Source organism: Sphingobium sp. TomTYG75, from assembly GCF_054771635.1.
This window is the reverse complement of the sequence record NZ_BSRE01000001.1, coordinates 2,436,467-2,451,479: the sequence shown is the minus strand read 5'-3', so window position 1 is coordinate 2,451,479 and position 15,013 is coordinate 2,436,467. Positions and strand designations below refer to the sequence as shown.

At 62.4% G+C, this 15,013-nt stretch carries 14 protein-coding genes; 2 read left to right on the top strand and 12 right to left on the bottom strand.

Annotated elements, in window-relative coordinates; genetic code table 11:
• Window positions 1-8: 8 nt before the first annotated feature.
• From ACYU81_RS12405 to gpmA, 8 genes are all read right to left on the bottom strand, one after another.
• Complete coding sequence (locus ACYU81_RS12405; protein ID WP_460987860.1) at window positions 9-422, bottom strand: DUF3035 domain-containing protein; 414 nt, start codon at window positions 420-422, stop codon at window positions 9-11.
• On the bottom strand, window positions 422-934 hold the full coding sequence (gene lspA, locus ACYU81_RS12400) for a signal peptidase II (RefSeq protein ID WP_449471899.1): 513 nt from the start codon (window positions 932-934) through the stop codon (window positions 422-424). Before lspA ends, ACYU81_RS12405 begins: the two co-directional genes overlap by 1 nt.
• Before the next feature lie 142 nt (window positions 935-1,076).
• A complete protein-coding gene (ileS, locus tag ACYU81_RS12395) occupies window positions 1,077-3,926 on the bottom strand; it encodes an isoleucine--tRNA ligase (protein WP_460987859.1) in 2,850 nt (949 codons plus the stop codon).
• A gap of 116 nt (window positions 3,927-4,042) precedes the next feature.
• Window positions 4,043-4,984, bottom strand: coding sequence for a bifunctional riboflavin kinase/FAD synthetase (locus tag ACYU81_RS12390; protein WP_460987858.1), 942 nt, complete (start codon window positions 4,982-4,984; stop codon window positions 4,043-4,045).
• A gap of 53 nt (window positions 4,985-5,037) precedes the next feature.
• Entirely contained in the window at window positions 5,038-5,706 is a 669-nt protein-coding gene (locus ACYU81_RS12385) for a dihydrofolate reductase (RefSeq protein WP_460987857.1), read from the bottom strand.
• A 119-nt stretch (window positions 5,707-5,825) separates the two neighbouring features.
• Window positions 5,826-6,896: a 5-(carboxyamino)imidazole ribonucleotide synthase gene (locus ACYU81_RS12380; RefSeq protein WP_460987856.1), complete on the bottom strand. Its 1,071-nt coding sequence runs from the start codon at window positions 6,894-6,896 to the stop codon at window positions 5,826-5,828.
• A 1-nt stretch (window position 6,897) separates the two neighbouring features.
• On the bottom strand, window positions 6,898-7,389 hold the full coding sequence (gene purE, locus ACYU81_RS12375; protein ID WP_460987855.1) for a 5-(carboxyamino)imidazole ribonucleotide mutase: 492 nt from the start codon (window positions 7,387-7,389) through the stop codon (window positions 6,898-6,900).
• A gap of 81 nt (window positions 7,390-7,470) precedes the next feature.
• Window positions 7,471-8,157, bottom strand: coding sequence for a 2,3-diphosphoglycerate-dependent phosphoglycerate mutase (gpmA, locus tag ACYU81_RS12370; protein ID WP_460987854.1), 687 nt, complete (start codon window positions 8,155-8,157; stop codon window positions 7,471-7,473).
• Window positions 8,158-8,310: 153 nt separating this feature from the next.
• On the opposite strand from gpmA, the gene sppA reads away from it, so the two are divergent.
• Complete coding sequence (gene sppA / locus ACYU81_RS12365) at window positions 8,311-10,194, top strand: signal peptide peptidase SppA (protein ID WP_460987853.1); 1,884 nt, start codon at window positions 8,311-8,313, stop codon at window positions 10,192-10,194.
• Window positions 10,195-10,273: 79 nt separating this feature from the next.
• Here sppA and ACYU81_RS12360 read toward each other — a convergent pair whose 3' ends face one another.
• The 4 genes from ACYU81_RS12360 to ACYU81_RS12345 form a co-directional block, all read right to left on the bottom strand.
• Window positions 10,274-10,912 carry a trimeric intracellular cation channel family protein gene (locus tag ACYU81_RS12360; protein WP_460987852.1) on the bottom strand — a complete coding sequence of 213 codons (639 nt, stop codon included), beginning with the start codon at window positions 10,910-10,912 and terminating at the stop codon, window positions 10,274-10,276.
• Window positions 10,913-10,980: 68 nt separating this feature from the next.
• Window positions 10,981-11,526, bottom strand: a complete 546-nt coding sequence (locus ACYU81_RS12355) for a glutathione peroxidase (protein ID WP_460987851.1) — start codon at window positions 11,524-11,526, stop codon at window positions 10,981-10,983.
• 40 nt (window positions 11,527-11,566) lie between these two features.
• Entirely contained in the window at window positions 11,567-12,292 is a 726-nt protein-coding gene (locus ACYU81_RS12350) for a VIT1/CCC1 transporter family protein (protein WP_460988185.1), read from the bottom strand.
• A 26-nt stretch (window positions 12,293-12,318) separates the two neighbouring features.
• Complete coding sequence (locus ACYU81_RS12345; protein WP_460987850.1) at window positions 12,319-14,100, bottom strand: ABC-F family ATP-binding cassette domain-containing protein; 1,782 nt, start codon at window positions 14,098-14,100, stop codon at window positions 12,319-12,321.
• A gap of 141 nt (window positions 14,101-14,241) precedes the next feature.
• Between ACYU81_RS12345 and ACYU81_RS12340 the strand changes: the two genes are divergently transcribed.
• Complete coding sequence (locus ACYU81_RS12340; protein ID WP_460987849.1) at window positions 14,242-14,973, top strand: SIMPL domain-containing protein; 732 nt, start codon at window positions 14,242-14,244, stop codon at window positions 14,971-14,973.
• The last annotated feature ends 40 nt before the right edge of the window (window positions 14,974-15,013 follow it).

The following is a 15,013-nucleotide window of genomic DNA, read 5'->3' as shown; positions in this document are numbered from 1 at the left end:
TTACTGCCTTACTGCTGCGGGATCGCAGCGCGGGCGTCCTGCCCGTCACCTTCCGGCGCGGCGATGATTTCGCGGGTCGCGGCGCCCTTATCGACGACTTCCGTGCCCGGATCGCCAACTGAGGAGCGGATGCCTGCCGCCGCATTGGCACGGCCTGCTTCGCTCAACGCCGCGCTTTCAGCCGCGCTGCGCGGGGCAGGACCGCCGAACATGGTTTCCATAGCCGCACGGCTCGAATCAACCGACGCAGCGGCGGGCGTACCCGGCGCAGGCGGGACCAGCGCATAATCGGGCGGGATCACCAGCGGCGCCTGACGCGAGACGGCGAACTCATCGGGGCGAGCCCGGTTAAACAGGCCGCCGCCGCCACCGCAGGCGGACAGCATGGAAATCAGGCCAGCGGCGAGGATCAGTTTACGCATCAGTTCAGTGACTCCGTCTTTGCGCTCTTCTCGCGCAGCAGCAACGCCCGTGCAAGCAGGATCAGCACGCCGATCGTGATCGCGGCGTCGGCCAGGTTGAATATGAGAAAGGGCCGCCATTCGCCAAAGTGCAGATCGGCATAATCGACGACATAGCCCAAGCGAACACGATCAACGATATTTCCAATGGCTCCGCCAAGGACCAACCCAAGGGCCGCGACATCCTGCCGCGCCTTTTCCCGCCACATCCACACGCCGACAAAGCCGGCGATCAGCATCGTCATGCCCACGAGAAGCCAACGCATCATGTTCGTGTCGGCATGGAAGAAGCCCATCGAAACACCGCGATTTTCCAGCCAGCGCAGGCGGAAGATCGGCAGAATCTCAATTCCTTCATCCATCCGGCTCTTGAGTGCGAGCGGATAGGTGACGGTGTATTTGATGAGCTGGTCCAGCGCGAGCGTGACGATCGCGACGATCAGGCCGAGCGGGCGGTGATTGACAGTTGCCATCAGTGGCGCACCGCATGCTTTTTTGGTGATGAAGGTGACACGAACATATCCCTGAAAAGCGCCATCATAATATTGTTCACCTGCCGCCGGGCGGTAGGCCGTGGGCTATAGCCGAAGCCTGCGCCTGTAGGACAGAAGGTTTTCAACCTGCCAGCACTTCGTCGCAGCGGTTGCAGAGTGTGCCGTCCTCCTCGACTTCGGGCAGCAGACGCCAGCAGCGACCGCATTTGTGCCACTCGCTCGGCTTGACCACGATGCCGTCTCCGACACCCGTTTCGATGCGGGCGACGATGGCGATTTCGGCGAAGTTCACACCGTCGCTGGCAACCTTCATGCCCATGGCCACATCGGCTTCAAGGCTGGAGCGGATGACCTTTTCGCGGCGGAGGGGTTCGATGGCTTCATTGACCTGATCACGCTGGTTGCGGATTTCAGTCCATTTGTCGTCCAAGCCTTGGTTAAGCCAAGCTGCGTCAACCTCTGGCCATTCCAGAAAATGCACGCTTTCTTCGTGGTTTGGATAGCGACTTTGCCAAACTTCCTCAGCCGTGAAAGGGATGATCGGCGCGGCGTAGCGGACGAGCGCGTGGAAGAGCGTGTCGAGCACGGTGCGATAGGCACGGCGCTTGGGATCGGTCTTCGCGTCGCAGTAGAGGCAGTCCTTGCGGATGTCGAAGAAGAAGGCCGAGAGGTCGCTATTGGCGAAATCGAACAGCGCGCGGGTGTAGCGGCTGAACTCTAGCCAGTTTTCGCTTCCCGCAGCCTTTTCGACCACGCCCTTAAGCTCTGCGTCGAGAGCCGCGAGGCGGTGGAGCATGTAGCGCTCCAACTCCGGCATTTCCGTGACGGGCAGCCTCTCATCTTCCGAAAAATCCGAAAGAGCGCCTAGCAAGTAACGGAAAGTATTGCGAAGTTTTCGGTATGCGTCGGATGAGCCAGCCAGCACTTCCTTGCCGATGCGGACGTCATCGAAATAGTCGGTACTGGCAACCCATACGCGCAGGATGTCGGAGCCGCTTTCGGCGATGACCTTCAGCGGATCGACTACATTGCCGAGGCTCTTCGACATTTTGCGCCCCTGCCCGTCCAGCGCGAAGCCGTGGGTGAGGACGGCGTCATAAGGCGCGCGGCCACGGGTGCCGCTGCTTTCGAGCAGGGAGGACTGGAACCAGCCGCGATGCTGGTCGGACCCTTCGAGGTACAGATCGGCGCGGACGCCTTCGCCATAGCGGCTTTCTACAACGAAGCTGTGGGTCGAACCGCTGTCGAACCAGACGTCGAGAATGTCGTTGACCACCTCATAGTCGTTGAGGTCGTAGTCGGGGCCGAGCAACGCCTGATGGTCAGCGCCGAACCAAGCATCCGCGCCCCCTGCCTTGAAGGCTTCAACGATACGCTGATTCACGGATTTATCAACGAGATACTCGCCGGTCTTGCGGTGGACATAGAGGGCGATAGGCACGCCCCAGGCGCGCTGGCGGCTGATGACCCAGTCGGGGCGGCCCTCCACCATCGAGCGGATGCGGTTGATCGACCGTTCGGGCACCCAGCGGGTGTTCTCGATCGCGTCGAGCGCCGTACCACGCAGGGTCGCGCCATTGCCTTGGCGGGCGAGGATGGCCTCTTCCTCGGCGCAGCGTGGGATTACGCCATCGCTGATCGCGCGGTCCATTGGGATGAACCATTGCGGGGTGCAGCGGAAGATAATCTTGGCCTTGGAGCGCCAGCTATGGGGATAGCTGTGCTTGAAGTCATCGGACGCGGCGAGCAGGCCGCCCGCTTCGCGCAGATCGGTGCAGATCGGGCCGTCCTTGCTGACGAATTTCGGATTGATGACGCTTCCCTGACCGCCGAGCCAGAGCCAGTCCTCGCGATATTTCCCGTCATTCTCGACGGCGAACACCGGGTTGATGCCGTTCGCCTTGCAGAGCGCGAAGTCGTCCTCGCCATGGTCGGGTGCCATGTGGACGAGGCCGGTGCCCGCGTCGGTGGTGACGAAATCGCCCGGGAGGAACGGGCGCGGCTTGGCAAAGAAGCCGCCGAGGGCGTGCATCGGGTGGCGGGCGACGGCTCCGGCGAGTTCGGCGCCTTTGAAGTGCTTGTGGGGCTGGGCATGGACCAGACCAGAGCGCTCCTTGAACGCGCCGATCAGCGCTTCGGCGACGATGAACTTGCGGCCCTCCCCTTCAAGCAACACATAGTCGACCTCCGGCCCATAGGCCAAAGCCTGATTGACCGGGATCGTCCAGGGCGTCGTCGTCCAGATCACCGCATGCGCGCCGACCAGTTCAGGCGCGTTCGGTGCTTCGACGATCTCGAACGCCACGTCGATCTGCGTCGAGACGATATCCTCATATTCGACTTCCGCCTCGGCCAGCGCGGTTTTTTCGACCGGGGACCACATGACGGGCTTGGCGCCGCGATAGAGCTGGCCGCTCTCAGCGAACTTCAGCAGTTCAGACACGATGGTAGCTTCGGCATCGAACTTCATGGTGAGATAGGGATCGTTCCAGTCGCCCATGACGCCGAGGCGCTTGAACTGCTCCTTCTGCACGCCGACCCACTTGTCCGCATAGGCGCGGCATTGGGCGCGGAATTCCTGCGCGGGAACCTCGTCCTTATTCTGCTTCTTCTTGCGATATTCCTCCTCGATCTTCCATTCGATCGGAAGGCCGTGGCAGTCCCAGCCGGGGACATAGGGCGCGTCCTTGCCAAGCAAGGATTGGCTGCGGACGATGATGTCCTTCAGCACCTTGTTCATCGCATGGCCCATGTGGATGTCGCCATTGGCATAGGGCGGGCCGTCGTGGAGGATGAAGCGTTCGCGGCCCTTCCGCCGTTCGCGCAGCTTGCCGTACAGGTCCATTTCTTCCCAGCGCGCGAGGATCGCCGGTTCCTTTTGCGCAAGGCCCGCCTTCATCGGGAAGTCGGTTACGGGAAGGAATACGGTGCTTTTATAGTCTTTGGTTTCTTGGCGAGGCTGGTCGGTCATGTGGGACTATCTACAGACTTCCGTTCGTTTCGAGCGCAGTCGAGAAACGCGGCGCTGCACTATCTGCTTCTCGACTTCGCTCGAAGCGAACGGGGTTGGAAATGAATGGGCGGGCATTAGGCGAGGTGCGGCGTTCTCGCAAGGATTTGCCGCGCGGCGTCGCAGTCCCTGGCGATCTGGGCGGTGAGGGCTTCGAGCCCTTCATATTTCGCTTCGGGCCGGAGGAATTCGATCAACTGCACCTCGATGCAGTGGTCGTAGAGGCTTTCGGAGAAATCGAAGAAGTGCGGCTCCAGCAATTCCTTCGGCGGATCGAAGCTGGGGCGGATGCCGAGATTGGCCGCGCCATCGAGGACACGGCCATCGGGCAGCAGGCCGCGTACCGCATAGATGCCATAGGCCGGGCGGATGTAATGGCCGAGATCGACATTGGCGGTGGGGAAGCCGATCGTGCGGCCGACCTTGTCGCCATGCTGGACCAGCCCCTGTACAGCGAAGGGGCGTGTCAGCAGGCGCGTTGCCGTGGCGCAGTCTCCGGCTTTCAGCGCGGTACGGATGCGGCTGGAGGAGACCACCTCCCCGCCTTCGTCCGTGATCGGCGCGACAGCTTCGGCGCTCATGCCTCGTGCGGCGCCGAGTTCGGCAAGCGTGGCGACAGTGCCGGTGCGGCCGTAGCCAAAGGTGAAATCCTGTCCCGTGACCACACCCGCGACGCCCATGCCGTCTACCAGCAGATCGACGAAATCCTGAGGACTCAAGGCGGCGAGTTGGCGGGTGAAGGCGAATACCAACATCGCGTCGGCACCGGCGGCGGCGAACAGGCGCTGCCGCTGGTCCAGGCTGGTGAGGCGGAACCAGGGGTTTTCCGGGCGAAACAGGCGCATCGGATGCGGGTCGAACGTCGCGACGATGACGGGACGGCCTTCCGCGCGGGCACGCTCCACCGCGCGGCCAACGACAGCCTGATGACCGAGGTGAAATCCGTCAAAATTGCCCAGCGCCATGATGCTCCCGCGCAAATGGGCAGGGATCGGGGCGCCGCTTTCCAGCCGCTCCATGGCGCTGGCTATAGGGAGATGGTCGGGCGCTGGCAATGCGGCGCAACCGCCAATCAGCCGACCTTCAATTTTGCAAATCCAAAAAGCGGCGACGCACTCTGAAGATTGGATTCTTCTCCGCTACGCTTGGCCTTCCCCGGCCGATTCAAGAATCGGGATTCATAATCACTGATGAGTGTGCTTCTCGCTGCCGCCATATCATCTGGCCGCCTGTGCAGCATCTCAAATGTTTGAAACGGGGCTTCATCGTGATCAGGGTCGTACCTAACGTCATCTAATCGCTTCCACTCCCAGTCAGATTCTATACTGAAAATGCTCTGATCAAAAAATGCGTCAGCATCAGGAACCTCTTTATCGACAATGGTAATTAAGTACCGGTCAACAAGCGGCGAAAACTGCTTATAAGTTGACGCACCGCCCACGACGAAAACCTCATCCTCTTTGCGGCGATGGGCAATAACCAAGGCCTCAGATATGCTTGTCGCAACCTCACTGTTCGGCGTCTTCGCGAATAAAACATTGTTATGCGATAAGACTATGTTGTGCCTATTAGGAAGTGGACGTCCCATGGAGTCCAGTGTTTTACGGCCCATGATGACCACTTGGCCGATCGTTTGATTTCGAAAGAACCGCAGATCGGTTTTCAACCGCCAAGGCAGGCCATTATGGCAGCCAATGGCGCCTTCCTTGTTCAAAGCTACGATAGACGTTAACCGCTTCATATTACCTGACCCCGAATCTCAAACTAGGGTATGAAGATTGTGCAGCGGGCGATAGCCCGACTGTCATATCATGTTCACGCGATCCAAATTTGCTGTGGAGCAAACTGGGGATAAGTTGTTCACAGGGTCAGCCGGGTGACGTGGCCCATCTTGCGGCCCGGGCGGGCTTCATGCTTGCCATAAAGATGCAGGTGGGCGGCGGGATCGGACAGGATCGCAGCCCAAGCGTCGGCTTCTTCACCGATGAGGTTGTGCATTTCCACGCCCCGTGCCGCCAGTCTGGTGTCGCCCAATGGGAGGCCGCAAATGGCGCGGACATGGTTTTCGAACTGGCTGGTGACTGCGCCTTCGATCGTCCAGTGGCCGCTATTGTGGACGCGGGGCGCCATTTCGTTGAAGACGGGGCCATCGGCGCTAGCGAAGAATTCAAGCGTCAGGACGCCGACATAGCCAAGCGCTTGCGCCACCTGCGCGGCGAGGGCGCGCGCCGCCTCCACCTGCGCCTCTATGCGGGGGCCAGCGGGAGCTGTAGAAGTGGAGAGGATGCCATCGACATGGACGTTGGCGGGCGAGTCCCAGAAGCGGACTTCGCCACCTGCGCCGCGCACGAGGATGACGGAAAACTCCTCCTCAAAGGTCACGAAACCTTCCAGGATCGCGCTTTGCTGGCCAATGGCGTTCCAGGCGGCAGGAGCGTCCGCCGGATCATTGAGGCGCGCCTGCCCCTTGCCATCATAGCCCATGCGGTTGGTCTTCAGGATCGCACGGCTGCCGATCGTGGCGATTGCCTTGTTGAGATCACCGAGGCTTTCGACCGACGCGAAGGGCGCGGTGAGGCCGCCGAGATCACGGACGAAATTCTTCTCGGCGAGGCGGTCCTGCGCCACGCGGAGCGCCTGCGCGCCGGGGCGAACGAGGCCGTGGGTGGAGAGGACTTCGACGGCAGAAGGGTCGATATTCTCGAATTCGTAGGTGACGACGTCGACGCTGTCGGCGAAGGCGGCGAGCGCGGCGGCATCCTCATAGGCACCGCGAGTCCAGCAGCGGGACACGTCAGCGGCGGGTCCGCTCTCTTCCGGCGCGTAGATATGCGTGCGGTAGCCAAGCTGCGCGGCGGCGATCGCGATCATCCGGCCGAGCTGGCCGCCGCCAAGGATGCCGATGGTGGAACCGGGCGCGATGGTCGTCATCTTATTCTGGCGTCTCCGCGACATCGTCGGTTTGCTTTTCGCGCCACATGTCCAGACGTTCGGCCAATGCCTCATCGGTGGTGGCGAGGATGGAAGCCGCCAACAGCGCCGCATTGATCGCGCCGGGCTTGCCGATCGCTAGCGCTCCGACGGGGATGCCGCCGGGCATCTGGACGATGGAGAGCAGGGAATCCATGCCCTTCAGCGCCTTGGATTCCACTGGCACGCCAAGAACTGGAAGGCGGGTCATAGACGCGGTCATACCGGGAAGATGGGCCGCGCCCCCTGCCCCGGCGATGATGACCTTCAGACCACGGGAAACCGCGCCGGTGGCATAGTCATAGAGACGCTGCGGCGTGCGATGAGCGGACACGACCTTGCATTCGTGCGGGACGCCAAGCGCGCTCAGCGTCTCGGCCGCGTGGCGCATGGTTTCCCAATCGGATCGCGATCCCATGATAATGCCGACGGTGGCGGCGCTCTCTCCGGTCATTCGCCTGACTTCCCCTGATGGCGCGGAAAGCAAAGCCCCTTAGCCGGACGACCGGCAAGGGGCAATGCGGGATTTGCGGACTTAACGCTCCGACAGATAATAGCGGTCCTTGGCGGTCAGATCGTCGGCAAGGTCATAGACGATCGGCTGGCCGGTCGGGATTTCCAGTTCCGTGATCTCATCGTCCGGAATGCCCGACAAATGCTTCACCAAAGCGCGCAGCGAATTGCCATGAGCCGAGATGAGTACGCGCTTGCCCGCCTTCAGCTCCGGTACGATGCGGCTTTCCCAATAGGGCAGCACGCGGGCGATGGTGTCCTTCAGGGACTCCGTCGAGGGGATGGCGATGCCGTCATAGCGGCGGTCCTTCGACAGGTCGAACTCGCCGCCCGGCTCCAGCACCGGCGGCGGAATGTCGAAGCTGCGACGCCAGACCTTCACCTGCGCGTCGCCATGCTTAGCCGCCGTCTCCGCCTTGTTGAGGCCCGTGAGGCCGCCATAATGGCGTTCATTGAGGCGCCAGTCCTTTTCGACCGGGAGCCAGAGGCGGCCCATTTCCTCAAGCGCTAGGTTCAGCGTCTTGATCGCCCGGGTCTGAACCGAGGTGAAGCAGCGGTCGAAGTCGAGGCCCTTTGTCGACATCAATTGCCCAGCAGCCCGCGCTTCCTCCACGCCCTTTTCCGTCAGGTCGACGTCCCACCAACCAGTGAAGCGATTTTCCAGGTTCCAGGCCGATTGGCCGTGGCGGATGAGAACGAGTGTGGGCATGAAACGCTTCTCCTGCACATAAGCGCGAATGTTGGCGCCTCCCATAACGCCGGAAATGACGGGCGCAAGCTTGTGCGCCGAGCGGAGCGTCCCACATTGCAGTCGGCCGGACGATCGGATAGCTCGGACAGCTAAGCATAAGGAAGCGGCAATTTGGCATTTGTGAAGGGCGTTTGGCGCATATTGGTCGCGGTCAAGGACGGGCTGGTTCTGCTGTTCCTGCTTGGCTTTTTCGGTCTGCTTTATGCGGCGCTTTCATGGTCGCCCAAGCCCGCGCGCAGCGTGAGCAGTGGCGCACTGCTGCTGAAGCTGGACGGCACCATTGTCGAGCAACCGGCAGAGGTGGACCCCTTTTCGTTGCTGACATCGTCCGGGCCGCAGACGAAGGAATATCGCCTTTCCGAGATCGTGGACGCGCTGGATGCGGCCAAGACAGATGGCAAGGTCAAGGCGGTTGTGCTGAACCTCGACGGGTTCCTGGGCGGCGGCCAGGTGGCGCTTTCCCGCGTGGGCAAGGCGCTGGATGCCGTTCGTGCAGCAAAGAAGCCGGTCTTCGCCTTTGCCACCATTTATAGTGACGACAGCTATCAACTGGCCGCCCATGCCAGCGAGGCATGGGTCGATCCCCTTGGCGGCGTAGCGATCCTCGGGCGCGGCGGCTCTGGCCTTTATTACAAGGGGTTGATCGATAAGCTGGGCGTCAACACCCATGTCTATCGCGTCGGCACCTATAAGAGCTTCGTCGAACCCTTCATTCGGACGGATCAATCGCCCGAAGCGCGCCAGGCCAATCAGGCGCTGGCCAATGCCTTGTGGCAGGATTGGCAGGAGGAAGTTGGCAAGGCACGGCCGCGCGCGAAGCTGGCCGCCTATGCCGCCAATCCTGCGGGTGCGGCGGAAGCTGCGCGCGGCAATCTCGCCAAGGCGGCGCAGAGCGCTGGGCTTGTCGATCGACTGGGCGACGAAGCAGCCTTCGGCAAACGCGTCGCCGAGGTGGCCGGCGAACCTTCTGACGATCGGGTGGGTAATTTTGCCAGCATCGACCTCAGAAGCTATGCGAAGGCCCACCGCGCGCCCAATGATGGCCAGATCGGCGTGATTACCGTGGCGGGCGACATCGTCGATGGAGATGGTGGGCCGGGTAGCGCAGCCGGTGATACGATTTCGGCTCTTCTCTACAAGGCGCTGTCGGAAAAGGACCTGAAAGCGCTGGTCGTCCGGGTCGATTCCCCCGGCGGTTCGGTCATGGCGTCGGAAAAGATTCGGCAGGCCATCATGGAAGCCAAGCGCGAGGGCCTGCCGATCGTCGTGTCGATGGGCAATGTCGCGGCGAGCGGCGGCTACTGGATTTCGACGCCTGCCGACCTGATCTTTGCCGAACCGGACACGATTACCGGCTCCATCGGGGTGTTCGGGATATTGCCGAGCTTTGAAGGAACGTTGGCGAAGCTAGGCATCACGACCGATGGCGTGCGGACCACGCCGCTGTCAGGGCAGCCGGACATTGCGGGCGGCACGACGCCTGAATTCGATCGCATCATGCAGATGGGGATCGAGGATATCTATGGCCGTTTCGTGGGGCTGGTCGCGCAGGCACGGCGTAAATCGCCTCAGCAGATCGACGCCATTGCTCAAGGCCGCGTGTGGGACGGCGGCACGGCGCGGCAGATCGGGCTGGTCGATCGCTTCGGCGGGTTGGAGGAAGCCGTCGCCGAAGCGGCGAAGATGGCCAAGATCGATCCTGCCAAGGCGAAGGTTTACCGTATCGAGAAGGAGCCCGACAAGTTCGCCGAGCTCATCAAGTCGATGTCAGAACGGGACGATGAGGATGTGGATGCTCCCCGCGACATGTTGAGCAGGCAGGCGATGATCCAGCGGCGTTGGGCCATGCAGGCTGTCGCGGATATGCGTGGACTGATCAGTGGCGCGGGTGTGCGGGCTGATTGCCTGGAATGCCGAGGCTATGGCGCACCGCGGCGGGTGAGTGCCGCCGATGAGCGGGGCCTGATGGGGTTACTTGCCAGCCTTTGGCGGTGATGTAGCGCTTTTCCCCTCCACCGCCTGCGGCGGTCCCCCTCCCCATCTGCGATGGGGAGGATTTATGCGTTCTGAACTGTTAACGATCAGCTTTGTAGGTGGGGAGGCCAATGCTTCGCCAGATCGCGAAGGCGCGCAAAAGGAAGCCTAGCAGCGCCGCGACGACGCCCGCTACCGGCACGTCCAGCCCCCACCAGCGCAGCATGACGAACAAGCCGGAAGCGAGGGCCGCTGCCGTTACATAAAGTTCGGGGCGCAACAATATGGACGGCTCATGGGCGAGGAGATCGCGCAAGATGCCGCCGACGCAGCCGGTGACCACGCCCATCAGAGCGGCAACGAAGGGCGGAATGCCGTAGCTCATCGCCTTGGCGGCTCCGAACACGGCAAAGGAGACGAGGCCGATGGCGTCGAGCCAATCGAGCGCGCGATCGCTCCACAAGCGGCGCGGCGTGAACCAGATCAGGAGCGCCGCGACCATGCATGTGATTGCCGGAACGGGATCATGCACCCAGAAAACCGGTGCGCCGATCAACAGGTCGCGAAGGGTGCCGCCCCCTACCCCCGTCACCAGCGCGAAGAACGCAAAGGTCACTAGCGTCTGCCCCAGCCGGGCCGCCGCCAGCGCCCCAGACGCCGCAAACACGAAAATCCCGACGATGCTGAGCGTTTCCAGCACCGGGCCGATCTGTTGAAAGGCGGTGGCGGGCGAAAGCATGAGGCGACCAGCAACGGCGAGACATCCGGGTCGGCGCCATGAACAGCGCCGACCCCGATGCCTGTCCCTTATTTCGCCAGTTCAGCCTCGATAGCGGATACCAGCGCCGGATCATCAGGCGTCGTGCCGGGCGCAAAGCGCGCGGCGACGGAGCCGTCCTTGGCAATCAGGAACTTTTCGAAATTCCAGAGCACTTCGGGCTCTTCGGTCGGCGTCATGCCATAGCCGCGAAGCTTTTCGCGAAATTCATCGCCCTCACCCGCAGCTTTGGGCTGCTCGCTGGTCAGGGCGGCGTAGAGCGGATGCTTTTCCGGGCCGGTCACGACGATCTTTTCGAACATGGGGAAATCGACACCGAAATTGGTGGTGCAGAATTCCGCGATCTCGTCATTGCTACCCGGTTCCTGGCCGGCAAAGTCGTTGGCCGGGAAGCCAGCAACCACCAGCCCCTTGTCCTTGTAATCGCGGTAGAGCTTTTCCAACCCTTCATATTGCGGGGTCAGGCCGCATTTGGAGGCGACATTGACCGCCAGCACCACCTTCCCCGCATAGTTGGCGAGGCTGGCGTCGGCGCCATTGATCGTCTTGAGCGGAATTTGCTGGATCGCAGTCATGATCTTCTCCTTGGGAATCCGGATGGCCCGGACCTTGCCATCATATCGCCGCGCCGAAAAGCCTGCCTGCACCTGCCGTGATCGCCATGCCGAGCACGCCCCAGAACAGCACCCGGCCGACCGACCGGCCTAACTTGCCTCCACCCAGCCGCGCGCCTGCATAGCCCAGCAGAGCAAGACAGATTAGCGAGGTCACGACGACGCTCGCCAGCGCATGGGGAGCCGGGCTGACCGCCGCCGCGATAACCGGAGCGATCGCACCGACGGAAAAGGTGGCTGCCGAAGTCAGTGCCGCCTGAACCGGCCGCGCCGTGCTGATATCCGAAATGCCGAGTTCGTCGCGGGCGTGGGCGGCAAGCGCATCGGCGTCCATCAATTGTCGCGCGACTTCTCCAGCCAGTTCGGGGGTGAGGCCCCGCTCGATATAGATGCCGCGCAGCTCCTGCCATTCCACATCTGGCTGCTGAGCAATCGCATGTTTTTCCTTGGCGAGATCGGCCCGTTCCGTGTCCGATTGCGCGCTGACCGACACATATTCTCCCGCCGCCATCGACATGGCGCCCGCAAACAGGGCCGCTATGCCGGACAGCAGAATGGTTTCGCGCGACGCGCCCGACGCGGCGATACCCGCAAGCAGACTGGCGGTCGATACGATGCCGTCATTCGCGCCGAGGACAGCCGCGCGCAGCCAGCCGACGCGATTGACATAATGAACGGCATGATGCGAGCGCGCCTGGTCAAGAGCGCCTGAATCTGATCCGTCCATCACCGCCATTCCCTTTTCCCCTTCGTTCAGCCGCTCAGTCCCTCGGCCTTTTCCGCGAGTTCCAGCCAGCGTTCCTCGGCCGAATCCTTGTCGGCGCGCGCCTGCTCGATCGCCTTTGTCAGCGCCGCGAAACGATTAGGATCGCGAGTGTAGAGCGATGGGTCGGCCAATGCCTCCTCATCGCGAACAATGTCCTGTTCCAGCTTTTCGATGGTTTTGGGCAGCAAGTCGAGATCCCGCTGATCCTTGTAGCTAAGCTTGGTCGACGCGGATTTTGGCGGGGGCGGAGCGGCGGCAGCCTTCTTCTCCGTCCGGGGCGCATTCCTGGGCTGACGCTTGGCGACCCAGTCGGCATAGCCGCCGACGATCACATCGACTTGCCCCGAACCATCCAGACCAAGCGTCACCGTCACCGTGCGATCCAGAAAGTCGCGGTCATGGCTGACGATCAGGACCGTGCCGTCATAGTCCGCGATCACTTCCTGCAACAGGTCGAGCGTTTCGAGGTCGAGGTCGTTGGTCGGCTCGTCGAGCACCAGCAGGTTCGATTCGCGGGCGAACTCACGGGCAAAGAGCAGGCGTGACCGCTCGCCCCCGGACAGCGTGCCCACGCGCGCCTCGGCCAGCGAGGGGTCGAAGAGAAATTCCTTGAGATAACCGTGAACATGCTTTCGCACGCCCCGCACATCGATCCAGTCGCCGCCCTCCGCCAGCACGTCGCGGACACGCTTATCGGGCTGCATCAGGCTGCGCTGCTGGTCGATGAAGATCATGTCGAGCGACTTGGCCTGTTTGACGACGCCGCTATCAGGCGCGAGTTCGCCGGTCAGGAGTTTCAGGAGCGTCGTCTTGCCAGCGCCGTTGCCGCCGACGATGCCAATGCGATCGCCGCGCTGGATGCGTAGGGAGAAGTCCTTGATGACCGTGCGGTCACCGAAATTCTTGGTCACCTGTTCGGCGGCGATGACGCTCTTGGTCTTGCTGTCGTCGGCAGCGACGGCGATCTTCGCGACGCCTTGGGGACCGACCATCGCCGCGCGCTGCGCCCGCATTTCCCAAAGCTTGGCGAGACGCCCCTGATTACGCTTGCGGCGCGCGGTGACGCCGCGTTCCAGCCAGTGCGCCTCGATCTTTAGCTTGGCGTCGAGCTTCTCGGCGGCACGGGCCTCCTCAGCATAGACGGCCTCCATCCACTCTTCGAAACCCCCAAAACCGATCTCGCTGCGGCGGATCGACCCGCGATCCAGCCACAGGGTCTGGCGCGTCAGGCGTGTCAGGAAAGCGCGATCATGGCTGATGACGATGAATGCACCGGAATAACGGGCAAGCCAGCCCTCGAGCCAATCGATGGCGTCGATGTCGAGATGGTTGGTCGGCTCGTCCAGCAGCAACAGGTCGGGCTCACTCGCCAGCGCGCGGGCAATGGCTGCGCGGCGGCGCTCACCGCCGCTGGCGGTCGCGGCCTCGCGCGACAGGTCGATGCCGAGTTGGCTGGCGATCGCCTCCACCTCATGCGCGGGGGGTGCATATTCGCCCGCCAGCGCGAAATCATGCAGGGTGGCGAAGCTACTGACGTCGGGGTCCTGCTCCAGCATGATGACGCGCGCGCCCGGACGAACCGATCGCGTCCCTTCGTCAGGCTCGATCTGCGCCGCGATCAGCTTCAACAGCGTGGTCTTGCCCGCGCCATTGCGGCCGATCAGCGCCAGCCGGTCACGATCGCCGACAAAAATGTCGAGATGACGGAAAAGCCAATGGCTTCCTTGGCTGAGACCAAGATTTTCGAAGGAGAATATAGGGGCGGCCATGGCCGTGCAGCTAGGACTTCCGGCGCGTCGGGGCAAGAGTGCGTGGAACCGGATGCTGTCTGACGGCTTTCAACGCCTGTCAGCGTCCATTCATCGCAGCCGTTACAAACGGGCTGCATCGCTTTTCAAGGAGATACGCTCATGAAGTCCGCCCTGGCCCTGATGGCCGCCGCCGCCGCGGTATCGATTCCTGCCATGGCGGTCGCGCAGACCAACGTGACCATCGCCGAGACCGCTCCTGTCGTGACGCTCAACGTAACCGAGACGGTCGAGGCGGCGCCGGATCAGGTCGTAATCGGCACGGGCGTTCAAACGCGCGCGCCCACAGCCGCGCAGGCTATGCGCGAGAATGCGGTGAAGATGGACCGGCTGATCGCCACCCTTGCCAAGGCCGGGATCCCAAAGAAGGACATCCAGACGAGCGGCATTAATCTCAGCGCCCAATATGACTACAGCAATCAGAACGGTCAGCCTGCCGGGCCTCGTTTCATTGGTTATGAAGCGTCAAACCAGCTGACGATCAAGCTGCGCGACATCAAGAAGACGGGGCAACTGCTCGACACGCTGGTCGAAGCGGGCGCGACCAACGTCAACGGCCCATCCTTCTCCATCGAGGACCCGACCCCGATGCTGGTCCAGGCGCGCGGAGCTGCGTTGAAGAGCGCCAAGGCGCAGGCGGACTTCTATGCGCAGGCGGCCGGCTACCGTACCGCGCGGCTCGTCTCCATCGCGGAGAGCAACAGCGGCGGCCGTCCGCCGATGCCGATGATGACAGCACGCTTCAAGGCCGATGCGGCGGAGGCGACGCCGGTGGAACCGGGCCAGGTTGGATCGTCCGTGACGCTGACCGTCCAATATGCGCTGGAACGCTGACCGGCACCTGTCACCGCGCTGACGCCACCATTCACCACCT

Excerpts from the sequence above, each read along its gene's own strand:
- ACYU81_RS12390 (WP_460987858.1), bottom strand. The coding sequence starts at position 4,984 with ATGGAGCGGCTGGAAAGCGGCGCCCCGATCCCTGCCCATTTGCGCGGG.
- ACYU81_RS12380 (WP_460987856.1), bottom strand. The coding sequence starts at position 6,896 with ATGACGACCATCGCGCCCGGTTCCACCATCGGCATCCTTGGCGGCGGC.
- ACYU81_RS12345 (WP_460987850.1), bottom strand. The coding sequence starts at position 14,100 with ATGGCCGCCCCTATATTCTCCTTCGAAAATCTTGGTCTCAGCCAAGGA.
- ACYU81_RS12350 (WP_460988185.1), bottom strand. The coding sequence starts at position 12,292 with ATGGACGGATCAGATTCAGGCGCTCTTGACCAGGCGCGCTCGCATCAT.
- ACYU81_RS12405 (WP_460987860.1), bottom strand. The coding sequence starts at position 422 with ATGCGTAAACTGATCCTCGCCGCTGGCCTGATTTCCATGCTGTCCGCC.
- gpmA (WP_460987854.1), bottom strand. The coding sequence starts at position 8,157 with ATGCCCACACTCGTTCTCATCCGCCACGGCCAATCGGCCTGGAACCTG.
- ACYU81_RS12385 (WP_460987857.1), bottom strand. The coding sequence starts at position 5,706 with ATGAAGCGGTTAACGTCTATCGTAGCTTTGAACAAGGAAGGCGCCATT.
- ACYU81_RS12355 (WP_460987851.1), bottom strand. The coding sequence starts at position 11,526 with ATGACTGCGATCCAGCAAATTCCGCTCAAGACGATCAATGGCGCCGAC.
- ACYU81_RS12360 (WP_460987852.1), bottom strand. The coding sequence starts at position 10,912 with ATGCTTTCGCCCGCCACCGCCTTTCAACAGATCGGCCCGGTGCTGGAA.
- purE (WP_460987855.1), bottom strand. The coding sequence starts at position 7,389 with ATGACCGGAGAGAGCGCCGCCACCGTCGGCATTATCATGGGATCGCGA.
- ACYU81_RS12340 (WP_460987849.1), top strand. The coding sequence starts at position 14,242 with ATGAAGTCCGCCCTGGCCCTGATGGCCGCCGCCGCCGCGGTATCGATT.
- lspA (WP_449471899.1), bottom strand. The coding sequence starts at position 934 with ATGGCAACTGTCAATCACCGCCCGCTCGGCCTGATCGTCGCGATCGTC.
- ileS (WP_460987859.1), bottom strand. The coding sequence starts at position 3,926 with ATGACCGACCAGCCTCGCCAAGAAACCAAAGACTATAAAAGCACCGTA.